Below are 21,619 nucleotides of genomic sequence, written 5' to 3'. Positions count from 1 at the left end.
CCTGAGAAGAAAAGGGCTATGCTGAAAAAAGAAGGTAAATATGAGTGCAAGAAATGCAAATCGACCGCTACGGATAAAAAGCATCTTTGCAAACCAGAAAAAATTTAGTTTTAACATGGCCTAATTTCAAATTTCATCTACTCACCCCAATACAAAAAGAACTCAATGAAAGGCATGATATTGGCTGCAGGAATCGGCACCAGGCTTAGGCCTTTAACCGATCATATGCCAAAAGCCCTGGTAAGTCTGGGTGATTATTCGATGATGGACCTTGCCATTGCTTTTTTACTCAAACATGGCATTGACGAGATTGTGATCAATGCGCATCATTTTGCGCAGCAGCTAATAGATTATGCCAATTTAAAAAACAGCCAGGGTTATAAGATTTCCATTTCCGACGAAAGTAATCTACTGCTCGATACCGGAGGAGGACTCAAAAATGCAGCACCTTTTTTTCAAGGGGAGCATGATTTTGTGCTCATGGCAGTGGATATTCTTTCTGACCTGGATCTGACCGCTATGATTGCCCAACACAACAGGAATAAATCCCTGGCTACCCTGGCAGTGCGGACGCGCGAAACCAGCCGTAGCCTATTGTTCGATCAACAAGGAAATCTGGCCGGGTGGAGAAACAACCAAAGCGGGCAACAGAAAAACGTTCAAGGCCGCACCCCGGAACAAGCTTATGGATTTAGTGGAATACATCTGCTTAACACCAGAATTTTTTCACTAATGAAAGAGACAGGCGCCTTTTCTATTATCGATCTTTATTTGCGTTTGGCAGAAATGGAGAACATTAAGATGTTTGATCATACTGATGGTTTGTGGCTTGAGTTTGGCCGTGCTGAGAAACTACCCTCAATTCTTGCATCGGATGAATATAAATCGATATTAAAAGGTATTTTTACATAGAAAAAAATAAGGACAACCAACAGTTACAAGCTTCCTGTTCATTTGTAGTGATTATAACCAAAACCTAATTTCATGAATAAAATATTTACTATTATCTTCTCATTCTTATTAAGCCTTCCCATTTTTGCTGTTTATCCCGATTCATTTGAAGCTGTTGCAGCTGATAATTATACCATAGACGGTATGAGCGATGAAGCCTATTGGGATGAGGCAATCTGGTACGATTTGCAATATGTCTGGCTTCCTTATGGGACTACAGTATCGACTTCTGATTTCTCAGGCAGGGTAAAGCTTGCATGGACTTCTGACAGGTTATTGGTTTTTGCTGAAATTAACGACAATATTTTTTCCGATGATCACACAAATGCTACCGACCAATATTGGGAAGATGATTGCCTGGAGGTTTTTGTTGATGAAGATAAATCAGGTGGTGATCATCAGAATAACTACAATGCTTTTGCTTACCATGTAAGCATGTTTTACGATGTTGTTGATTTAAACCTGTCGGGAAGTCCGATGCTTTATAACGGCCATGTAGAAACTTTTATACGCTCCAGTGGCAATACCCATTACTGGGAAATGGCAATAAAAATTTTTGACGATAGTTACAACCAGTCTGGCAGCAATACCCCTATAAGTCTTGAAGGGGATAAGGAAATGGGTTTTTCCATGGCCTATTGCGATAACGACGAGACAAACGGAAGAGAGAATTTTATCGGACTAGTCAATCTCTCATCAGCCGATCAGAACCGTGCTTGGCAAAATGCCGATGTATTTGGAACTTTAACACTTAAAAGTGCCGGCGGGACATCTTTTAATTCTCCTATCTCTGATAATTTAATCAGCGTTTTTCCGAGTGTAGCAAAAGATATTATTACTATAAGATTTACAGAGAAGTATGATCACCCTGTTCAGATTCAACTGTTCGATATCAATGGGCGAAAAGTATATTCTCAGGTTCAAAACAATGCGGTAGGGGAAACTCAACTCGATATTGCTCATTTGGCGCCTGGAGCTTATATTTTGCATATATCAGGCAATAGCATCAATTTTGTTCAGAAAGTGTATAAGCAATAGCACTTAGTTCGAACTCAAATTAGAAAAGGCTGATTCAGGAGTACTGATTCAGCCTTTTTTATATTGCTTCTTTGGTATTATAATGTTTTTCGTTTCACGCTGCAGCCAATGGCTTTGGTAAATTCGGGGTTTGGATTTTCATTTTTTAACAAGGCATCTATTGCATTACTTAGGTAGGGTTGGTTCACTGCCGATTCATCCTGGTAATTGTCGTCGATGGCACCAATGTAGCGCACTATTAGTTTATCTTTTTCTTTTTTCAGCAGATACACATGAGGTGTGCGCTGCGCTCCATAGGCGTTAGCAATTTCCTGTGTTTCATCTCTCAGATATGGAAAGGTGAATGCCTTTTCTTTTGCCCTCACAACCATGCCTTCGAATGAATCTCCTGGCACAATGCTGGTATCGTTCGGATTAATAGCAATTACCGGATAGCCTAACTGTTTGTATTTTTTATCAAGTTCAATTATTCGATCCTGGTATGCAATTGAATAGGGGCAATGGTTGCAAGTAAAGATTACAACAAAACCCTGTGCATTGGGGTAATCTTTAAGACTTACCATTTTACCGTCTACATTCTTTAAGCTAAAATCGATAGCTTGATCGCCAACTTTGTATCCTTCCTGCGCGTTCAAAAAGTTAAAAAAGAGCAATGCTAAAATTGTGGTGGTTGCTTTCATAATTCTTTAATATTAGTGGATATAATCTGATTTAGTTCTTCATACTCAAAACTTTGTTCGTAGAAGTTGCGGTGCTTTTGTGAATAAAAGAGCGTGGCCGGAATTCCACCTCCCCAATCGGTACTTACCTTATCAATCCAACTATTGAAATCAGGATCATTCAACAACACTACGTTGGATTTAATCTGGTATTTGTCGATAAAGGGTATAAGTCTTGTTTCCAATTGGTTGGGCATGTCAAGGCTAACCAATAGGATACTTAATTTCAAGTGGGCGTGTTCATTTGCCACCTTTTGTATGACAGGCATTTCCTTCACACAAGGTACACACCAGGTAGCCCAAAAGTGAATCATGAAAAGCGAATCAGATTGCCTGTGCAGGTAGGGTTCCAGTTCATCGAAACTCATGGTAGTTATTTTCTGGCTTTTGAGAGGAGTTAGAAGCGAGATGCAAAGGAAAAGGAGAAATATAAACTGTTTCATACCAAATGGTTTTACTGGTTAACAAACCCGTCGAACAGAAGTTTTCGAGACAGGTGTTAATGATTTCATAAACATAAACCAGGAAAAAGTGTTAATTTGTTTCATAATCGAAGAGAAAATGAGCTACAAAGAAATTGAAAGCACACTCGATATCAATTCGGAACAGTATAAAAGTAATTACTTCCATTTTAATCAGGTGCTTGATGATTACAGGGCCAGACTGCAAGCTGCTGTGAATCATTCGAATACTGATTCCATTGAAAAGCACGTTCAACGTGGTAAGCTATTGGCCCGCGAACGAATTAGTCTTTTAATCGATCCACAAACTCCATTTTTTGAATTGTCCGCGCTGGCAGCGATTGATCAATACGACAATAGTTTTCCTTCGGCAGGTATTGTTACGGGAATAGGCGTGATTGCTGGCAAGCCCGCAGTAATTGTAGCCAATGATGCCACAGTGAAGGGAGGAACATACATTCGTGAAACCATTAAAAAACACATACGCGCCCAGGAAATAGCCTGGCAGAATCAATTGCCCTGTGTGTATTTGGTAGATTCTGGAGGTATCTTTTTGCCCCAGCAGGCCGAAGTATTTCCCGACCGCTTTGATTTTGGACGCATTTTTTTTAACCAGGCCCGTTTATCTGCTGCAGGGGTTCCGCAGATATCGGTGGTAATGGGTTCTTGCACAGCTGGGGGAGCCTACATACCAGCCATGAGCGATGAAACTATTATTGTGCGTAACCAGGGTACCATTTTTATTGGTGGTCCGCCACTAGTAAAAGCCGCTACCGGCGAGGAGGTTACTGCTGAGGAGCTTGGCGGTGGTGAAGTTCATACCAAGGTGTCAGGGGTAGCAGATTACCTGGCAGAAAGCGATACGGATGCCTTACGTATATGCCGTAATATTTTTGAAACACTGCATATCCGAAAGCTTGAAGAATTGCAAGTTGTTTCAGAAGAACCTGTGTACCCCCTTCATGAGCTTTATGGCCTGATTACTTCCGATTTAAAAAAATCCATCAATCCTTATGAGCTAATTGCCCGGGTGGTCGATGGAAGTCGCTTTCATGAGTTTAAGAGTGAATACGGTAAGACCCTGGTGACTGGTTTTGCACATTTGTATGGGAAGAATGTGGGTATTATTGCTAACAATGGCTTTCTAAATTCTGAGAGTGCTCTGAAAGGTGCTCATTTTATCGAACTATGCGAGTTTAGAAACATTCCCCTTTTGTTTCTTCAAAATATCACAGGTTTTATAGTCGGAAAATCGCATGAACACAAAGGAATTGCCCGTGATGGAGCAAAGCTGATTCATGCTGTGGCCAATGCCAGGGTACCAAAGATTACACTGGTATTCGGTGGATCCTACGGTGCCGGAAATTATGCCATGGCAGGCAGAGCATTCGATCCCGATTTTTTGCTGATGTGGCCCAATTCTAAAATCTCAGTGATGGGAGGTATTCAGGCGCAGCAAGTGCTTGAATCCATAGGTGCAAAAGGCAACGACCTTGTAAAGCAATTCGAAAAAGAGAGTACTGTTTATTATAGCACATCAAGGCTTTGGGACGATGGCATTGTCGACCCCAAGGATACCCGTAAGGTGCTTGGCTTATTGTTTTCGGTGGTTTACAGAAAGGAAGAACAGAAAAATAATTTCGGTATCTTTAGAATGTAAGCAGTTTTAGTAGACCATTAAAAACATAATATTTTCCAATGAAAACAAATTTCCAGACCCTTGAGATATTTAACAACGGACCGCTTGTTATACTGAAGCTCAACAGACCAGAAAAGCGAAATGCACTCAATCCACTTATGATTGCCGAATTGCAGGAGGCATTTGCTGAGTTAGCCTTGAATTCCGAAGTAGTAATTTTAAATATTGTGGGCAAAGGACAAAGCTTTTGCGCAGGGGCCGATTTAAACTGGATTCAAAGCATGAGCCTTTTGTCAGAAGAAAAAATAAGTGATGAATTTTCTGAGTTGGGCAAAATGCTAAGTATGCTTTACCATTTACCCCAAATTACTATTGCCATGGTGCATGGAACTGTTTATGGGGGAGGAATAGGCCTTTTTTCGGCTTGCGATTATGTAATGAGTGCTCCCGGAACTACCTTTTCCTTCAGTGAAATTAAGCTTGGCTTGGTGCCAGCTACAATAGCACCCTATGCAATACAGCGCATTGGACCCTCGAAAGCGAAGAAGCTTTTTCTAACCGGTGAGCGCTTTGATGAAAATTATGCTGCCTCCATTTCGCTGGTCGATGAGGTAGTAAAAGCTGACACACAAGCCCTGAATTACCAAACTCTTACAGAATTGTTGCTTACCCAGCCAAGGCCTGCAATACGGAGTATAAAAAACCTGTTTCGCATGGTGGAGCAAGGCACCATATCGTCGGAAAAGTTCAGCGAAGCAAGCAAGCTTATAGCTTCGCTCATTAAGAGTAAGGAGTCGCAGAACCTGCTTTCGAGGTTTTTTGGAAAAGATTAAACAAAACCACAGCTAATAGTTGAACAAAGTAGTGATTACGCCTGTTAAATGTGCTATATTTCTAAACATGAAGGCACTTTCAAATCGTATATGAAAAGAGTATTAGTTGCAAACCGGGGAACCATAGCAAGGCGAATCATAAAAACACTTTCGAGCTTAGGCATTGAAAGTGTTGCGGTTTACCATGCTGATGAAAAAGATGTTTCTTATGTGCGCGAAGCTAATTTCTCGTTTGATTTAGGTTCTGGGCCACTTTCCGACAATTTTTTAAACATTCAAAAACTTGTACAGGTGGCTCTCGATTTGCGTTGCGATGCCATTCATCCGGGATACGGGTTTTTATCCGAAAACCATTTGTTTGCTCTAGCCTGTGAAGAAAACAAGATTAAGTTCATTGGTCCGTCGAGTGCCGTTATTCGTCTGATGGGGTTGAAATCGAAAGCCAAACAAGTAGCCCGCGAAGCCCTTGTGCCAGTGTTGGAAGGTGAAAGCCTCAATAATTTAGCCCTGCCAAACCCCGAATCGATTTCTTTTCCTGTGTTAATTAAAGCTGTGGCAGGTGGTGGGGGAAAGGGTTTAAAAATTGCACGCGATGCCCAATCTTTTCATTTACTCATCGAATCGGCCAGGCGCGAAGCTTTGCAATATTTTGGCAACGATGAGCTGATGCTTGAACCTTACCTCGAGAATGCCCGCCACATCGAAGTACAAATTCTCGGAAATGAGCATGGCGAAATCGTTCATCTCTTCGAGCGTGAATGCAGCCTGCAACGTAATCACCAGAAAGTAATTGAAGAGGCACCTGCGCCAGGGATATCTTCTGAATTAAGAGAAAAATTACATGCAGCAGCAGTTCGTTTTGCTGCCCAACTGAATTATACAGGAGCTGGTACCGTTGAATTTCTGGTGAGTGGCGAAAATTTCTGGTTTCTCGAGATGAATACGCGTATACAGGTAGAACATGCCGTAACCGAAATGATTACAGGTGTAGATATTGTGGAGGAGCAGATCAACATAGCCAATGGAAAAGCATTTTCGAAAGCTATTAAACAACTATCCGTCAAAGGTCACTCCATCGAAGCACGCATTTATGCCGAAGATCCCTGGAATAATTTCAGACCTTCGGCAGGGAAGATTAGTTTCTTAAAGGTGCCCACAAATGTGCGCTTTGATACTTACATCGAACAGAATACACCTGTTACTCCCCACTTCGATTCCTTACTCGGAAAACTGGTGGTGCATGGAGCCAACCGCTACGAAGCGATTGATTTGTTGAGCCAGAAACTTTCGGAATTGGTTATGCTAGGGATTACTTCAAATATCAGTTACTTGCAGCAAATAGTTCAGGATAAGCATTATCGGAAGAATAATGTTTCTACAGTATTTCTTGAAAATCAACATCCTGTTTTTCAAGGTCAGGATGAAAAAAGACTAGAAGAAATAGAGATTTATCCAATTGTTGCTGCTTTTATGTACAGGCATTTCACAAAAAACTCAGAGAAAGGCAATTTATGGGAAAGGTTAGGTCCTGATAATTTGCTGCGAAAGCTTAAAATAAAAATAGACGAAGAAGAATATACCCTTTCACTCTTAAGTTCTAAGGGATACAATTTTAAATTTGAATGCCATAATCGTAGATTTGAGGTAAACATAGTTAAGCTTGCTGAGAACACATTGGTGTTGATTTTAAACGGCGCTCTATACACAGTTTTTCATGCAAAGTCCAATAAAGATGATTTTGAATGGTATTTTTACAATGGGCATGTTTGGAAATTACAGACAGAGAGTGTGCTGAGCATGGCACATACAAATAGATTGCTCGATGGAAAAACTGAAATTATTCCTGCGAACCAGGTTTTATCCCCCTTATTTGGTAAAATACTTTCGATAAAAGTGCAACCGGAGGATGAAGTGCGTAAGGGCGATTTGCTCATGACTATCGAATCGATGAAAACTGAAAACAATATTCTGGCACCCACCGAGGGCAGAATTGAACAGATATTTGTAGAAGAAGGCCATCAGGTTGCAGAAAACATGCGCCTTATACTTATTAATACAACCGTATAATTATATGAACATTCTGATTAACGACGAGCATCTTAAATTAAAGAATTTAGTTCGTGAATTTGCCGAGCAGGAAGTAAAACCTGTAATTTCAAAGTACGACGAAGCCGAAGAATTCCCGGTTGATATCATCAGGAAGCTTGGAGAGCTAAAGGTATTTGGTATGCAGGTGCCTAAGCAATATGGTGGACAGGGAAAAGATACCCTTTCGTATATTATGGTGGTAGAAGAGCTTGCCAAAGTCGACAGTTCGGTGGCAGCCTGCCTTACTGCGCACAATTCTTTGGGTGTTGGCCCCATACTTGAATTTGGCAATGAAAAACAAAAAGCCAGCCGGTTGCCCGATTTATGCACAGGACAAAATCTGTGGGCTTTTGGTTTAACAGAGCGCAATGCAGGTTCAGATGCCCTTGGAGTGGAGACAATTGCTGATAATAAGGATGGAAAATATACGGTTAACGGGCACAAAATTTTTATTACCAATGGATATTCCGAAATAACCAATGGAATTACCATACTGGCAATTACAGATACTTTCAACGATAAAAAAGAACTTTCGGCAATATTGGTCGATCGTAATACCTCTGGTTTTACTGGAGACACTATGCATGGCAAGCTCTTATGGCGAGCGGTAAATAATGCAGAACTTAAATTTAAAAATTGCGAGGTGCCCGAAGAAAATCTTTTGGGAGTTCGTGGGCAGGGAAGCAAGATTATGCTCAAGACCCTCGATTCAGGCCGCCTTTCGGTGGCTGCCATGGGACTTGGTTTGGCCGAAGGTGCTTATGCTATGGCTAAAGCCTATTCGAAAAAAAGAGTACAGTTTGGTAAACCTATTAGTCATTTTCAAACTATTTCCTTCAAACTGGCCGATATGGCTATGAAAATTGAGCATGCCCGCAATTCGCTCTATAACGCATGCTGGCTAAAAGACACAGGAAAGGAGTATGGCAAGCAGGCTGCCATGTCCAAGCTTTATTGTTCTGAAATTGCTCGTGACGTGGTGAATGAGGCTATGCAGATTTTTGGTGGTTATGGATTTTTAAAAGAAAACCATATCGAACGCTTTTACCGCGACCAGAAATTATTGGAAATTGGAGAAGGTACATCAGAAATTCTTCGTCTTGTGATTTCCCGTAAGATCATGAAAGACAGCGAGTGATAGTGTGAACACAATCAATTTTTAGTTGATTGCCTTATACTTAATATTATAATCAACTTCGTGCTATAAACCAAAGCTATTCATGGAAGATCGCAAAAAGGACCATATCGAACTGGCATTTAAATCGCAAACCAACGAGCTTGAGCACGACAGGCGTTTTTTTTATGAGCCTTTACTTTCTCCACATCCTTCTAAAGAGAAAGAGATCTTTTCATTTCTTGGAAAGAGTTTAAATACTCCAATATGGGTTTCTTCTATGACGGGAGGTACTTCTCTTGCTCGCACCATTAACGAGAACATTGCCCGCGTGTGTAAGGATTTTGGCATGGGCATGGGGCTGGGTTCATGCAGAGTTCTATTGGACGACGATACTTTCCTGAAAGATTTTAATGTACGTGCTTTTATAGGAGACCATTTGCCTTTTTACGCCAATCTGGGTATTGCCCAGGTCGATTTTTTGCTCCAAAGAAATGAAAGTGAAAAGATAGATCGACTCATCGATAAGCTTAAAGCCGATGGACTTATAGTGCATGTAAATCCTCTTCAGGAGTGGTTTCAGCCCGAAGGCAACAAAATTGAACGTGCACCCATTGATATAATCGAACAATTGCTCAAGGTAGCGAAATACCCTATTATAGTAAAAGAAGTAGGCCAGGGCATGGGCCCCAAAAGTCTGGAGCGTTTGTTGCAATTGCCATTGCAGGCTCTTGAATTCGGAGCTTATGGAGGCACCAATTTTTCATTACTGGAACTTTTCCGTGCCGATGCACAAGTGTTGGATACTTTCAAACCCATGGCATACATCGGACAGTCGGCTTTACAAATGGTAGACTCGATTAATCAGTTGGCCTTAAAAGGTGATTTACGCTGCAATGAAATTATTCTTTCCGGAGGCATTAAAACTTTTCTGGATGGTTACTACCTCATGGAAAAAAGTAAGTTGCCAGCTATCTATGGCATGGCCTCTTCAGTTTTAAAACATGCCAAAGAAAGCTACGAACAGCTCTATCATTTTATTGAGCTACAGCAAAGGGGTCTGCAACTTGCCAAGGCCTATTTGCGATTAAACCCCGATTATCATGATTAAAGGTTTTTCGCGCTTGTCGAAAGAAGAAAAGCAAGCCCTAATTCTTAATCAAATTAAAAAACAGGGTGCATTTAACTTATTTCAGCAAAGCAATCTGGCTGACAAAGATATGCATCAGCTTATTGAGCAGTTCAGCGAAAACGTCATCAGCATCTTTCCATTTCCCTATAGCATCGTACCCAATTTCCTGATCGATAACAAAGATTATCTGGTTCCTTTTGTAACCGAAGAAAGTTCGGTGGTGGCAGCCGCTGCAAAAAGTGCCGGATTTTGGTACACTCATGGAGGATTTCGTTGCGAGATAATTGGTAACCAAAAAAAAGGACATGTGCATTTTAAAACATCTGTTCCTGCTAAGTTGCTTTTTAGAAAAATTGAAAGCTGGACTCCACAAATTCTTACCTCGGTAGAGGCAATTAACCAGAAGATGGCGAGTCGGGGAGGTGGAATTCAGGCTATAAATCTGGTCGATAAAACCAGCCAGATTGAAAATTATTTTCAGATAGAAGTTGGCTTCAACACTTGCAATGCCATGGGAGCCAACTACATGAATTCTTGTTTGGAAAATATTGCCCATGAGCTCACCCTGCAAATGGCCGATGATAAGGATTTACGAGGATTTACCTTTGAGGTGATTATGTCTATTCTATCGAACTATTCTCCAGACAATGCGGTAAAGGTTTGGGTTGAATGTCCTGTGGAGGCTTTGAGCGAAGACAAATTAGAACAAAGCGCCAAAGCTTTTGCCAATCGTTTTGTCGAGGCGGTTGAGATTGCACAGGCTGATGTAAGCCGTGCGGTGACCCACAACAAAGGTATTTTTAATGGCATCGATTCGGTAGCGCTGGCCACCGGAAACGACTGGAGGGCTATCGAAGCCAACGGACATGCCTATGCCTCGCGTTCTGGTCAATACCGAAGCCTTTCGCAGGCCTGGATTTCGGATAGTATGTTTCGTTTCGAGGCTGTTTTTCCCATGCAGGTTGGAACGGTGGGAGGCATTACTTCCCTACATCCGCTGGCAAAACTTTCTCTTGAGATTTTGGATAATCCAACAGCAGAAGAATTAATGAAAGTGATGGCGGCAGCCGGTTTGGCATCGAATTATGCCGCTGTGAGGGCATTGGTTACTTCCGGCATTCAGAAAGGACACATGAAAATGCACCTTTCGAACTTGTTGGCTTCGCTGCAGGCCAGCAATGAAGAACGACAGAAAGCAGAAGAATTTTTTAAGGAGAAAACAATAAGTTACTCAGTCGTAAATGATTTCATCTTTGAATTGCGTAAAGGAGTTAATTCAAATTAAGAGCTATTGTTCTGAAAGTAAGGGTATGCCATGAATTATTCTTAAATCGTTTATATTTGAATATTAATTGATTTTATGCTTGATGCAAATACCATATTGAACTATTTAGAGGATAATAAGAAAAGATTATTAAAGGAATATCATATTACCACAATAGGATTATTTGGCTCAATGTCTCGCGGAGAGCAAGACAACACAAGCGATATAGATCTAGTGATTGAATTCGAACCCAATACTGAAGATTTGTTTTCGCTCAAGTTAAAACTTAAGAATGAGATTCAATCGAAATTCAACAGGCCTGTCGACATCTGTCGATTAAAGTACATTAAGCCAATTTTCAAAAATCAAATTCAGTCGGAGATTAGGTATGTCTAAAGCTTCACATAAAGATTTCGCCTGTGTACTTAATATTATTGATTCGATTGGGAAAATCAAACAATATTCAAGTGCCTTCAGAAACGCAGATGAACTATACCATGACAATAAATCATTTGATGCTGTAATGATGAACTTTATTGTTATTGGGGAGATGGCAGACAAGTTAAGCGATGATTTTAAATCCACAGAATCTCACATAGATTGGTTTAAAATTCGTGGATTTCGGAATATTATTGCCCATAATTACTTTGGTATAGATGCTGAAGAAGTTTGGCAGATAATTGAAAACAACCTTTATGAGCTTGAAATAAAACTTAAAAGGATTATTGTAAGTTAAAAATATACCTTCAGCAGATGGTATTTTGCAGGCTTGTATTTGGTTTTGCCCAGCTGCAAGAAGTAGAGTTTTTTTTCGGAAGTATTTGGTTGTAAACTTTCAAATTGAAACCAGAAAAAACTTTACTATGCTATCAGATGTTTAAGGAAAGTTTAAAACAAAGTATTGAAAAATATTTTTTGTTTTTGATAAAAAGCAAATTCAGTAAAGTGACCCCTTTTTACCATCGTTCTAACGGAAAAATTCTCTTTACAGGCGAATACCTGGTGATGCATGGTGCACAGGCACTTGCTTTGCCTGTTCGATATGGACAGACACTGGAAGCAAAGCAAGGAAGCAAACCGGGTATACTTATCTGGAAAGCTTCCGATTCCGAAGGCCTTTGGTTTGAAGCAGAGTTGAACTGCTCCGATTGGAGTATTCTGGAAACCTCCTCCATGGAAAAGGCACAATTTTTAATTCGCATATTGCAAGCGGCTCGGATACTGAACCCTTTGTTTCTGAAGAATAGTAGAGGGATTGAAGTTTCTACTATGGCCGATTTTCCAGTTAGCTGGGGACTTGGAACCAGTTCAACATTAATTCATAACATTGCCACATGGGCTGGTATCGATTCTTTTTCGTTGCATCAGAAAGTGTCAAAAGGTTCGGGTTACGACATTGCCTGCGCACAGGAGCCGTGCCCCTTGCTTTACAAAAAAATATCTGCAACCGACCGCCTGATTATCCCTGTAAGGTTTAAGAAAGATTTTTTGGATAAGCTGTATTTTGTGTATTCTGGAGAAAAAATAAGCACAGAAATGCACCTGTCTGATTTTGTTTCTGTTGGGGAAGATATTCAGCACGAAGTGGAAGCAATGGATAAGCTCACACAAAAAATACTTTGTTCCACATCGCTCGACGAATTTATGCTACATCTTTCAGCACACGAAAAACTTGTTTCGAGATTTCTGAAAACACCACCTATCGCCGAAAGCAGGTTTACCGGCTTCGATGGAACAATAAAGTCCCTTGGGGCCTGGGGAGGAGATTTTTTGCTGGCCGCAACACAGCAAGACAGGCAATATGTGGAGAGGTATTTTGAACAATTTTCGCTTTCAGTGATTATCCCTTTTAGCAAAATGATACTTTAAAAAATTTACAGTGAAAGAAATTGCACAAGTTTCCTGGAAGAGTCCGGCGAACATTGCCTTTATAAAATACTGGGGAAAGCATGGGAACCAGCTTCCTCAAAATCCTTCACTTAGCATGGCACTCGATAAGTGTTTTACAGAAACAAAAGTTGTGCTCTATGAAAAAGTGACAGGTGCAGCCGTAGATTTCGACTTTTTTTTCGAGGGAAAGAAAAATGAAAAATTCTCTCTTCGAATAGCTGATTTCTTAAATAAACTCACCGATAGATTGAGTGTTCTGGATAGGTACAAGCTACATATCGAGAGCCACAACAGTTTTCCGCACTCAGCAGGAATTGCCTCTTCAGCCAGTGCTCTGAGTGCCCTGGCCCTTTGTATGGGAAGTATCGAAATAAGATTGGGTACCAAAGGTGAAGAGAATTTTTACCAATGGATATCGGAATTAGCGCGCATAGGTTCTGGTAGTGCCAGCAGGTCGGTATATGGAGGTTTTTCGGTGTGGGGGCAATACGATAGTTTAAAAGGTACTTCTGACCTATATGCTACCGAATTTACATCACCCGTGCACAAGCATTTTCAATGTCTGCGTGATGTGATTTTGATAGTCGATAAACGGCAAAAGGAAGTATCGAGTAGTTTAGGCCATAGCCTGATGAATGGACACCCGTATGCTGCAGCACGCTTTGAGAGTGCCCGAAAGAATCTTACAGAATTGGTAAATGCTATGCAAAGGGGCGATTTCGATCAATTTGCCTTCATCCTAGAACACGAAGCCCTCAGCCTGCATGCAATGATGATGACAGCCAACCCCTGGTTTACGCTTTTGGCTCCCGATTCGCTGCTTATTATTCAAAAAATCAGGGAATTTAGAAGAAACACCGAGGCAAAAATTACCTTTACTATCGATGCAGGCCCCAATATTCATGTAATCTTTCCTGCCGAAGAGGACGAAATCGTCAGGCCTTTTATTGAGAATGAATTGGCCGCACATTGCATTAATAATCAATTTATTGTCGATAACATTGGTAATGGTCCGGAGCTGCTGCTGGATGAATTTAATTAATACTGCTTAATGGCAATAACACGGCGAAAATATCCTTCTAAAATCTTGCTTTTTGGCGAGTACGGAGTGCTTATGGGGCTCGATGCCCTGGCTGTTCCTTATTTTCCATTTTACGGAAAATTGAGTCTGAAACCAGCAGGAGACAGCTCGGTATGGAATGGTTTTTTAGCTCATCTTCAATCGCTCGAAGGTGTTTTACCCTTTGTGTTTAAATTTTCGCAACTCGAGAAAGACATTAAAAGAGGTTTGTGGTTTAACAGCAATATCCCATACAATTATGGTTTGGGCAGTTCGGGAGCTCTTGTGGCGGCTGTTTTCGATTCCTACTTCACGGTGAAAGGCCGGAATACCAAAGTAGATTTGCGGGCGCTTAAAACGAGCCTTGCCCTTATGGAGTCTTATTTTCACGGACGCAGCTCTGGTATTGATCCCTTGGTGTCGCTCATTCAAAATCCGGTGCTTGTGCAGAAAAGCGGGCGCGTGGTTTTGCCGGAAGAACGTATTCTGCCATCGCGCCGGAAATTGCAATTATTTCTGGTCGATAGTCAGGTGCCGGGTAAAACAGGCGATCTTGTCACTCAGTTTATGGACAAGATTAACGACCTTGAGTTTGCCTCTACTTTTCGCCAGGCCTATCAGAAGCACTCCAACGGGGCAATACAGCACTTGCTTCACAAGCGCATTGAGGCATTTATGGAGTCGTTCCGAAATCTATCCACCTTTCAGTACGAGAATATGAAAGAATTGATACCTCCCACGGTATCGCCGTTATTCGAAAGAGGCCTGTCGTCTGGATTGTATGCACTTAAAATTTGCGGCTCGGGGGGAGGAGGCTATTTTCTGGGGGTAACCAAATACAAAGAATCGGTTGAGGACCAGCTTGGTTTGCCGGTTCATTTTATATAGTATTTATGAAGTTCAACCTTCGATGTCATTATAATAAAATGGGTTGAACCAAAATTACAGACATTTACAGAATGAAAAAAATACTGGTTTTTGCTGGCAGCAACAGCAAGCAATCGATCAACAAAGAACTTGCTACATATGCAGCTGGCTTTTTAGCTGATGTTCAGATTCAACTTCTTGACCTGAACGATTTCCCGCTTCCCCTGTATTCTGTTGATCTGGAGCGTGAGCAGGGATTTCCCATGCCTGCATTAGATTTTTTACGAATAATTAAAGAAAGCGATGGTATTCTGCTTTCACTGGCAGAACATAACAGCAGTTATACTGCCGTATTTAAAAACCTGTTCGATTGGCTATCGCGAATAGAATCCGAATGTTTTCAGAACAAGCCTATGTTATTGCTAGCAACTTCTCCGGGTGAAAGAGGAGCATTGGGGGTGTTAACATCAGCCATCGAACGTTTCCCGCGGCATGGAGCACAGATTATCGAAACCTTTACCCTGCCTAATTTTCGCCATAATTTTATTAGCGGAAAAATTGTAAACGACAGCATGCAACAACAACTTCTTCTTGTGCTGAGGCGTTTTGAGAGCAGCCTCCACAAACCAGAGTAAGCGTAAAATCCGGTTCTTGACCTTCTAGCTTAAACTCACAGCAGCTTTTGAAAATACATCTTCGAAAGCTTTATCGACATGTTCACTTATGCCATAGTGATTCACCGGAAAGGGTACCTCGTGCGAGTATTCAAAATCGAAATCGATAAAATCTATAGATTTCTTCGGGAAAGTATTCTTAAGCGACAGAGGACTTACAATCTCGTCTTTTTGAAGAGCCAACAAAACAATATTTTTATCCATACGGTTTTTTTCTTCCACAGTAAGCTTACTAAATTGTTCGAGCGAACAAATGTGCCGGAACGCATAACCAAAAGCAGTGTCATTTAAAAGCTTCGATAGCAACGTACTTCGACGGAGTTCAATGTCGAGTTCTTCTACATAAAAGTAGCGTATACGCTCAAACGCCCTTTGGTCGAGAATGTATTTCGAAGTGCCGTTGAACTCTGAAAATACGCAACCGCCGCAGAAGAAGAAAAACTTCGAATTGGTGAAATATCCTTCCGGGTTGGCAATGGCTAAAATTTCTTCCAGAAAAGCTCCAAAGGAATAACCGAAAAAGTCGATGGTAGCAGTGGAATTAAAGAGTTTATGATTGCCCTGCTTAATCTCTTTAGCCAGAAAATAAATGTCTTTGGCCGACTGGTATCCCGAGAGGAAAAATTGTTCAGGGGCATAAGTAAGGCGCTCGCTGATGGCAATGTTGGCAAAACTCAGGTTCTCGTTGTTTGAGTTACTTTTCTTTCTGGCTTCTACAAAGCGGCTCATTTGGCGCGCATCATGCCAGGCTTCGGGCGATCGGTTCATGTGGAAGGCAATAGGAAAAAGTATAACCGATTTGCCTGTTTTACTGGCCAGGGCATAAGCCCAGGAAAGGTACTTTTCCCATGAACGCTCGTTTAGCCCGTGGAGAAGTATAATGGCTGCATCTTTTTCTTTTCCTGAATCAGGCTGAAAGATGTAATAATTGAAATTAAGGTTTCTATAGGCTAGTGAGTTATAACCTATAAAAGTATCAAGCCCTTTCAGACCACCAAACTCGGGGATATCGTCCTCGATTGAGGGCGACTGAAACTTGTATTTATGTATGGTAAGGTTTAGCTCCTTAAGCTCTGTTAATTCGTTTTCGGGTTTAAAAGCCCGTGCAAGTTTTTGTTGTATTTCTGTATATTTCATAGGATTCAGATTTTTTCTCAAAGCAATAATAAAAATAACTATCCAACAAAAAAAAGGGGTAGAGGTTGAAATAGCAGGTAAGTTTGGTTTGGCAATGTGGTGAGCTTCGTTATTCAGGGGTGAAATTTTTGTTTTTTCTGATAGAATTGCATTTGGGTGCTTGGTTGGCCCCTCATGTTTTGTTAATTTCTCTGGTGTAGCGATACACCAGGGAGTGTCAGTTTAGGCAATGAAAAATGGTAATCTTCTTCAAAATAATGTTCCTAAGTATACTATTTGTTTTTTTCTTAACCCTTTCTGCCCCTAAAGTTTTTTTAAGCAATGGTTTCTAAACAATTTAAGATAGAATATTGTTATGTCTACTAATAAGGTTTAAAAGAATCGATTTTTCCAATAGTTATGTTCAATATAAAAGACTATGATGAGTGCGAATAAAAACAATATTGCCGATGAATTTCTTAATCCTTTTCAGCGCTTTTTTAAGATTGAAGCATCAGGAGGGATAGTTCTTCTTTTCTTTACATTAATAGCCCTATTCTGGGCTAATTCGCCCTGGGGCGAGAGTTACTTCAGGTTTTGGGAGTATAAATTTACTATTGGGGTTGTAGGTCAGTTCAGCCTAACGAAAGAAATTATTCTTTGGATTAACGATGGGCTAATGGCGATATTCTTTTTTGTAGTAGGCCTTGAAATCAAACGCGAACTTATTGCAGGCGAATTGTCTTCGTTGAAAAAAGCATCGCTCCCTTTTGCGGCAGCATTGGGTGGAATGATATTGCCGGCAATCTTCTATCTTACAGTCAACAATAATCCGGAGGCAAATAGTGGTTGGGGAATCCCTATGGCAACTGATATTGCCTTTTCACTTGGTATATTGAGCTTGCTTGGAAAAAGAGTGCCCATCTCTTTAAAAATATTTCTTATGGCGTTTGCCATTATCGACGATTTAGGGGCCATTGTAATTATAGCCTTGTTTTACAGCGAACAGGTATATTGGAATTATCTGCTTATAGGCATTGCGCTCTTTGCTTTATTGGTTGTTTTTAACAGACTCAAAATAAAAAGTATACACCCTTACATGGCAGTTGGTTGGGTAATCTGGTATATGTTTTTAAAATCGGGTATACACCCAACTATAGCCGGCGTAATGATTGCCTTCACAATACCCGTTAAACGCACCATCAGGTTGAAAGATTTTAGCGATAACATGCAACGCTACCTAAACAATTTCTGCCAACCCCATGATCAAAATAGCCGTATCACCCTTAACCACGAACAACTAGAAGCCATAGACAGCATGGAAAACGATATTTTCGATGTACAAAGTCCTGTTCAGCGCCTCGAACATGCTTTGCACCGCTTTGTGACCTATGTGGTGATGCCGGTTTTTGCTCTTGCAAATGCAGGCGTGGTTTTACATGGTGCAAGCATTCAAAACATATTTACTGGCCTGAGTGGTGTCATTGAAATAAGCATGGTTTTAGGTAAAGTATTGGGTATTTTTATTTTCTCCTGGCTGGCTGTCAAACTGGGCTTGGCAGTGCTGCCTGAAAAGGTTAAATGGAATAATATTATAGGTATTGGATTTTTAGGTGGCATGGGCTTTACCATGTCTTTGTTTATTTCCAATCTGGCATTTAATAGTGAGGTTTTGCTAAATCCGGCAAAGATTGGTATTTTGGTCGGCTCATTGATAGCCGGGACTATTGGTTATTTTCTGCTTAAACATACACTACGCACAAACGAAAACGAATGATAGAGTTAGCACAAAAACTGAACGAAGAATTAAAAGATAAGTCCGCAGAAGAGATTCTCACTTTTTTTATTAAACAGTACGATGGCAGGGTGGGTTTAGCAACAAGCCTTGGTGCCGAAGATCAGGTATTGACCGATATGATTGCAGCGATTGATCCGGCTACTAAGATATTCACACTCGACACAGGCCGTGTATTCCCCGAAACCTATCAGACGCTCGAAGAAACCAACAAACGTTATGGCATACACATTGAGGTTTATTTCCCTAAAAGTGATAGGGTAGAAGAGATGGTGAATGCCAAGGGGATAAACCTATTTTACGAGAGTATCGAAAACCGCAAACTTTGTTGCCAGATACGTAAGATTGAGCCTTTAAAGAGGGCTCTTGCCGATATCGATGTATGGGTCACAGGGCTGCGCAAAGACCAATCGGTTACCCGGTTTTTTACCCCTCTGGTAGAATATGACGAAGGCAACCAGGTTTTAAAGGTAAATCCATTACTGGCATGGAGCGAAAAAGATGTGTGGCGCTACATTAAAGAAAAGAATGTGCCTTACAATGTTTTACACGACAAAGGATTTCCGAGCATAGGTTGCCAGCCATGCACCCGGGCTATTGAAAAAGGAGAAGATGTGCGAGCCGGGCGCTGGTGGTGGGAGTTGCCCGAGCATAAGGAGTGTGGGTTGCATGTGAAGGAATAACTTCTAAACCCTGTCAATTAGCATACCCTCAATTATTACAAGCAACGAAATTTTTACACTTAGCTTTCACAGCCAGCTGTTTGAAAGTCGAGAATGTGAATAGATTGAACCTGATCGCGGTAAAAATCCAATTCTTTCAGTATTTGTGCAGGGTTCGTTAAAAGTTGACCGGCAGAACCTGAGAACAATTCAATATAGTAGTCTATACCCAGGTTCAAATTCTCCTGAAATCCCTGGTAATATTTTACTTGCGATTTTGAAGCTTGTTCTGTTAACTCTTCCACTTTTACTTTCAAATAGTCCACATACATTTTCAGTTCCTGTATAAACATATTCGGGCGATCGGTTCTGCGAACAATGTTTGTTCTGCCATAAATATGATCGACCATAGTCTGAAGTGATACCTGCTTCTCGAAATAGGCCATATTCGGCCCTGGGCAAATCGAAACGCCTTTTATACCAGCCGGCATGTGAATATCGTTATCAATCAGAGTTGAATTTCCAAGACTAAGGCACAAACACACCTTATCGGTTATAATATCAAGTTCTTTCTTGTGGTTTGCTGTGTCGAGTTTTTTTTCGTCCAGTTCTGCAATTTTTAACTTTTGGTATTGTGTTGATGCAGTGCATATGGGTCTTTTGGTAAATTCGGTATTAAAGGTTAACAGTCTTTTACCACAAGGTGCCCCTGATTTTCCGTTATTGGTTCGTTTTTGTTTTTCAATTTCCCCTGTAGTTCCTCTCACCGTATTAAATGGAATACCCAATGGGGATATGGCACTCAGATAAAAACCAGTCTCGTCACTCCTGGCAATTAGTTCCAAACTATCGGCATCGATGTTAACCGCCTCAGGAACCAATAGAAAAGGAGAACCCCAGCCAACGGAATTAATTTCAAAATGGTCAAGTAAAAACTTGTGTTCTTCATAAGTTCCTACTCCTCCCTGGGCGGTAATTCCAATTGTTGGAGGAACAGGCGGAACTTCTTTTTCGAGCTGGTTCAAGGCTTTTGCATAGAGTTCAAACAGCTCGTCGATAAGTTTCGATTTGTTTACCTTGAATTCATTCAAGATAGGCCCTAGTAAATAGCCTTCGGTAGCAAAAGCATGCCCTCCGCAGTTAAGTCCCGATTCTATTCTGAATTCCGAAACCCACAATCCTTTTTTAACCAGCATTTTACCCTGAACCAGGGCCGAACGGTAATCGCTTACCTTTAGTATTATTTTCTTATGCAGCTGACCAGCTTTATCCGGAAAGAAGCAATCGAAATTGGCCATATACGAATAGAGTCGTGGATTTAATCCGGCAGATAATACCAGGGACGAATCGAAATTGCAATTGGCAAAACCTCTTAAAGCTGAATGTGCATCGTTGTATTCGACAGGGAGAGGTTCGTTGTATTTCGAATAGGTTACACTATCCACTTTAGTCATGATGTTGACATGTATCTCGCCGGGCATCATTTTATCCTTTAGTTGCTCCTGACTGGCTTTTCTGTTTTCAGGTTCGCAATGAAGCATTTGTCTGTATTCTTCCTTCAGGTCAGAATCTTCCGGTAATAGTTCGAAATATTTTGTCAGTTCACTATCGGGTTCAAATACACCTTTTTTGAGTCGGTTAAAATTACCATCGACCAGTTTTTTCATCAGGTTCAGGTAGGAACTTATCCTCTTTGCCCTACAATCCTGTTCTTCTTCCGGAATCGGAATAAAAGGCAGTTCGTTTTGCTTGCAATGGTATTCGCGCATCTGTTCAATAATCTGGTGGTCGATAATTGACACAACCGAGTCGATGCCAAAATGTGCAACTTTAACGGGCGAATCTATGGTATATCCTGTACCCATCACCGGGATGTGAAAAGTATGTGGAGCGATACGATTATTCATAATTCCTTTCTGAATCTTTAATACGAAGTTAATATCGTTTACGGTGATATAGCATTTGTGTCGATAAAAGCCTTGATTTTAGTGGTTAAAAGGACAATCTTGGGCTTAGTGAGAAAAATGCGGGGCAGACGTCATTCGCCCCGAATGGAGCAGAAAGACTTGTTTACAAGCAAATTGTGTGATGCGAAATCCTTCTTTTAACTTGCGCGCTTTTAGCTTCGCAGAGGTACCTTCGGTCGGTTGTAGCTCGTAAAAAAAAGTAGGTGGTAAACTGATAGGAAACCAGCCTCGTAATCCCGCACGAAACTCTATCATCAAATGTCACAACCCATTCCGATGTGCATCGTAAGAGTATAGCAAATCTAAAGCAGTGGAGTTTGTTCTTTTACAACGGAGGTTCGAGCTGCAA

General features: G+C 41.0%; 20 protein-coding genes. 16 read left to right on the top strand and 4 right to left on the bottom strand.

Annotated features, from left to right (window positions below):
• Positions 1-165 precede the first annotated feature (165 nt).
• Both IPM71_01795 and IPM71_01790 read left to right on the top strand, forming a co-directional pair.
• On the top strand, positions 166-912 hold the full coding sequence (locus tag IPM71_01795) for an NTP transferase domain-containing protein (GenBank protein QQS51482.1): 747 nt from the start codon (positions 166-168) through the stop codon (positions 910-912).
• Between the two features lie 72 nt (positions 913-984).
• Positions 985-1,989: a T9SS type A sorting domain-containing protein gene (locus tag IPM71_01790; protein QQS51481.1), complete on the top strand. Its 1,005-nt coding sequence runs from the start codon at positions 985-987 to the stop codon at positions 1,987-1,989.
• Positions 1,990-2,066: 77 nt separating this feature from the next.
• Here IPM71_01790 and IPM71_01785 read toward each other — a convergent pair whose 3' ends face one another.
• Together IPM71_01785 and IPM71_01780 are read right to left on the bottom strand one after the other, a co-directional pair.
• Positions 2,067-2,669: a thioredoxin family protein gene (locus IPM71_01785; GenBank protein ID QQS51480.1), complete on the bottom strand. Its 603-nt coding sequence runs from the start codon at positions 2,667-2,669 to the stop codon at positions 2,067-2,069.
• A complete protein-coding gene (locus IPM71_01780) occupies positions 2,666-3,151 on the bottom strand; it encodes a redoxin domain-containing protein (GenBank protein ID QQS51479.1) in 486 nt (161 codons plus the stop codon). Before IPM71_01780 ends, IPM71_01785 begins: the two co-directional genes overlap by 4 nt.
• Before the next feature lie 118 nt (positions 3,152-3,269).
• On the opposite strand from IPM71_01780, the gene IPM71_01775 reads away from it, so the two are divergent.
• The 12 genes from IPM71_01775 (at position 3,270) to IPM71_01720 (ending at position 15,691) form a co-directional block, all read left to right on the top strand.
• Positions 3,270-4,829, top strand: coding sequence for a methylcrotonoyl-CoA carboxylase (locus tag IPM71_01775; GenBank protein ID QQS51478.1), 1,560 nt, complete (start codon positions 3,270-3,272; stop codon positions 4,827-4,829).
• A 38-nt stretch (positions 4,830-4,867) separates the two neighbouring features.
• Positions 4,868-5,641 carry an enoyl-CoA hydratase/isomerase family protein gene (locus IPM71_01770; protein QQS51477.1) on the top strand — a complete coding sequence of 258 codons (774 nt, stop codon included), beginning with the start codon at positions 4,868-4,870 and terminating at the stop codon, positions 5,639-5,641.
• A 90-nt stretch (positions 5,642-5,731) separates the two neighbouring features.
• A complete protein-coding gene (locus IPM71_01765) occupies positions 5,732-7,708 on the top strand; it encodes an ATP-grasp domain-containing protein (protein QQS51476.1) in 1,977 nt (658 codons plus the stop codon).
• A 4-nt stretch (positions 7,709-7,712) separates the two neighbouring features.
• Positions 7,713-8,867, top strand: a complete 1,155-nt coding sequence (locus IPM71_01760; protein QQS51475.1) for an acyl-CoA dehydrogenase family protein — start codon at positions 7,713-7,715, stop codon at positions 8,865-8,867.
• Positions 8,868-8,949: 82 nt separating this feature from the next.
• Positions 8,950-9,954 (top strand): type 2 isopentenyl-diphosphate Delta-isomerase, encoded by a 1,005-nt coding sequence (locus tag IPM71_01755; GenBank protein QQS51474.1) that lies wholly within the window; start codon positions 8,950-8,952, stop codon positions 9,952-9,954.
• Complete coding sequence (locus IPM71_01750; GenBank protein ID QQS51473.1) at positions 9,947-11,260, top strand: hydroxymethylglutaryl-CoA reductase; 1,314 nt, start codon at positions 9,947-9,949, stop codon at positions 11,258-11,260. The genes IPM71_01755 and IPM71_01750 overlap by 8 nt, the downstream gene beginning before the upstream one ends.
• 75 nt (positions 11,261-11,335) lie before the next feature.
• Entirely contained in the window at positions 11,336-11,635 is a 300-nt protein-coding gene (locus IPM71_01745; GenBank protein ID QQS51472.1) for a nucleotidyltransferase domain-containing protein, read from the top strand.
• Complete coding sequence (locus IPM71_01740) at positions 11,628-11,975, top strand: DUF86 domain-containing protein (protein QQS51471.1); 348 nt, start codon at positions 11,628-11,630, stop codon at positions 11,973-11,975. The genes IPM71_01745 and IPM71_01740 overlap by 8 nt, the downstream gene beginning before the upstream one ends.
• Before the next feature lie 185 nt (positions 11,976-12,160).
• Positions 12,161-13,108 carry a GHMP kinase gene (locus IPM71_01735; GenBank protein QQS51470.1) on the top strand — a complete coding sequence of 316 codons (948 nt, stop codon included), beginning with the start codon at positions 12,161-12,163 and terminating at the stop codon, positions 13,106-13,108.
• A gap of 10 nt (positions 13,109-13,118) precedes the next feature.
• Positions 13,119-14,171: a diphosphomevalonate decarboxylase gene (mvaD, locus tag IPM71_01730; protein ID QQS51469.1), complete on the top strand. Its 1,053-nt coding sequence runs from the start codon at positions 13,119-13,121 to the stop codon at positions 14,169-14,171.
• A gap of 9 nt (positions 14,172-14,180) precedes the next feature.
• Positions 14,181-15,077, top strand: a complete 897-nt coding sequence (locus IPM71_01725; GenBank protein QQS51468.1) for a hypothetical protein — start codon at positions 14,181-14,183, stop codon at positions 15,075-15,077.
• 71 nt (positions 15,078-15,148) lie between these two features.
• On the top strand, positions 15,149-15,691 hold the full coding sequence (locus IPM71_01720) for an NAD(P)H-dependent oxidoreductase (GenBank protein ID QQS51467.1): 543 nt from the start codon (positions 15,149-15,151) through the stop codon (positions 15,689-15,691).
• Positions 15,692-15,715: 24 nt separating this feature from the next.
• Here the strand turns inward: IPM71_01720 and IPM71_01715 are convergent, their stop codons facing one another.
• Positions 15,716-16,867, bottom strand: coding sequence for a hypothetical protein (locus IPM71_01715; GenBank protein ID QQS51466.1), 1,152 nt, complete (start codon positions 16,865-16,867; stop codon positions 15,716-15,718).
• A 418-nt stretch (positions 16,868-17,285) separates the two neighbouring features.
• On the opposite strand from IPM71_01715, the gene nhaA reads away from it, so the two are divergent.
• Entirely contained in the window at positions 17,286-18,623 is a 1,338-nt protein-coding gene (gene nhaA, locus IPM71_01710; protein QQS51465.1) for a Na+/H+ antiporter NhaA, read from the top strand.
• Positions 18,620-19,324 carry a phosphoadenylyl-sulfate reductase gene (locus IPM71_01705; protein QQS51464.1) on the top strand — a complete coding sequence of 235 codons (705 nt, stop codon included), beginning with the start codon at positions 18,620-18,622 and terminating at the stop codon, positions 19,322-19,324. Before nhaA ends, IPM71_01705 begins: the two co-directional genes overlap by 4 nt.
• Positions 19,325-19,383: 59 nt before the next feature.
• Here the strand turns inward: IPM71_01705 and IPM71_01700 are convergent, their stop codons facing one another.
• A complete protein-coding gene (locus tag IPM71_01700; GenBank protein QQS51463.1) occupies positions 19,384-21,210 on the bottom strand; it encodes a hypothetical protein in 1,827 nt (608 codons plus the stop codon).
• Positions 21,211-21,619: the final 409 nt, after the last annotated feature.

The organism is Bacteroidota bacterium (assembly GCA_016699695.1).
Classification (GTDB): domain Bacteria; phylum Bacteroidota; class Bacteroidia; order Bacteroidales; family UBA10428; genus UBA10428.
This window is presented reverse-complemented; position numbering and strand designations above follow the sequence as displayed.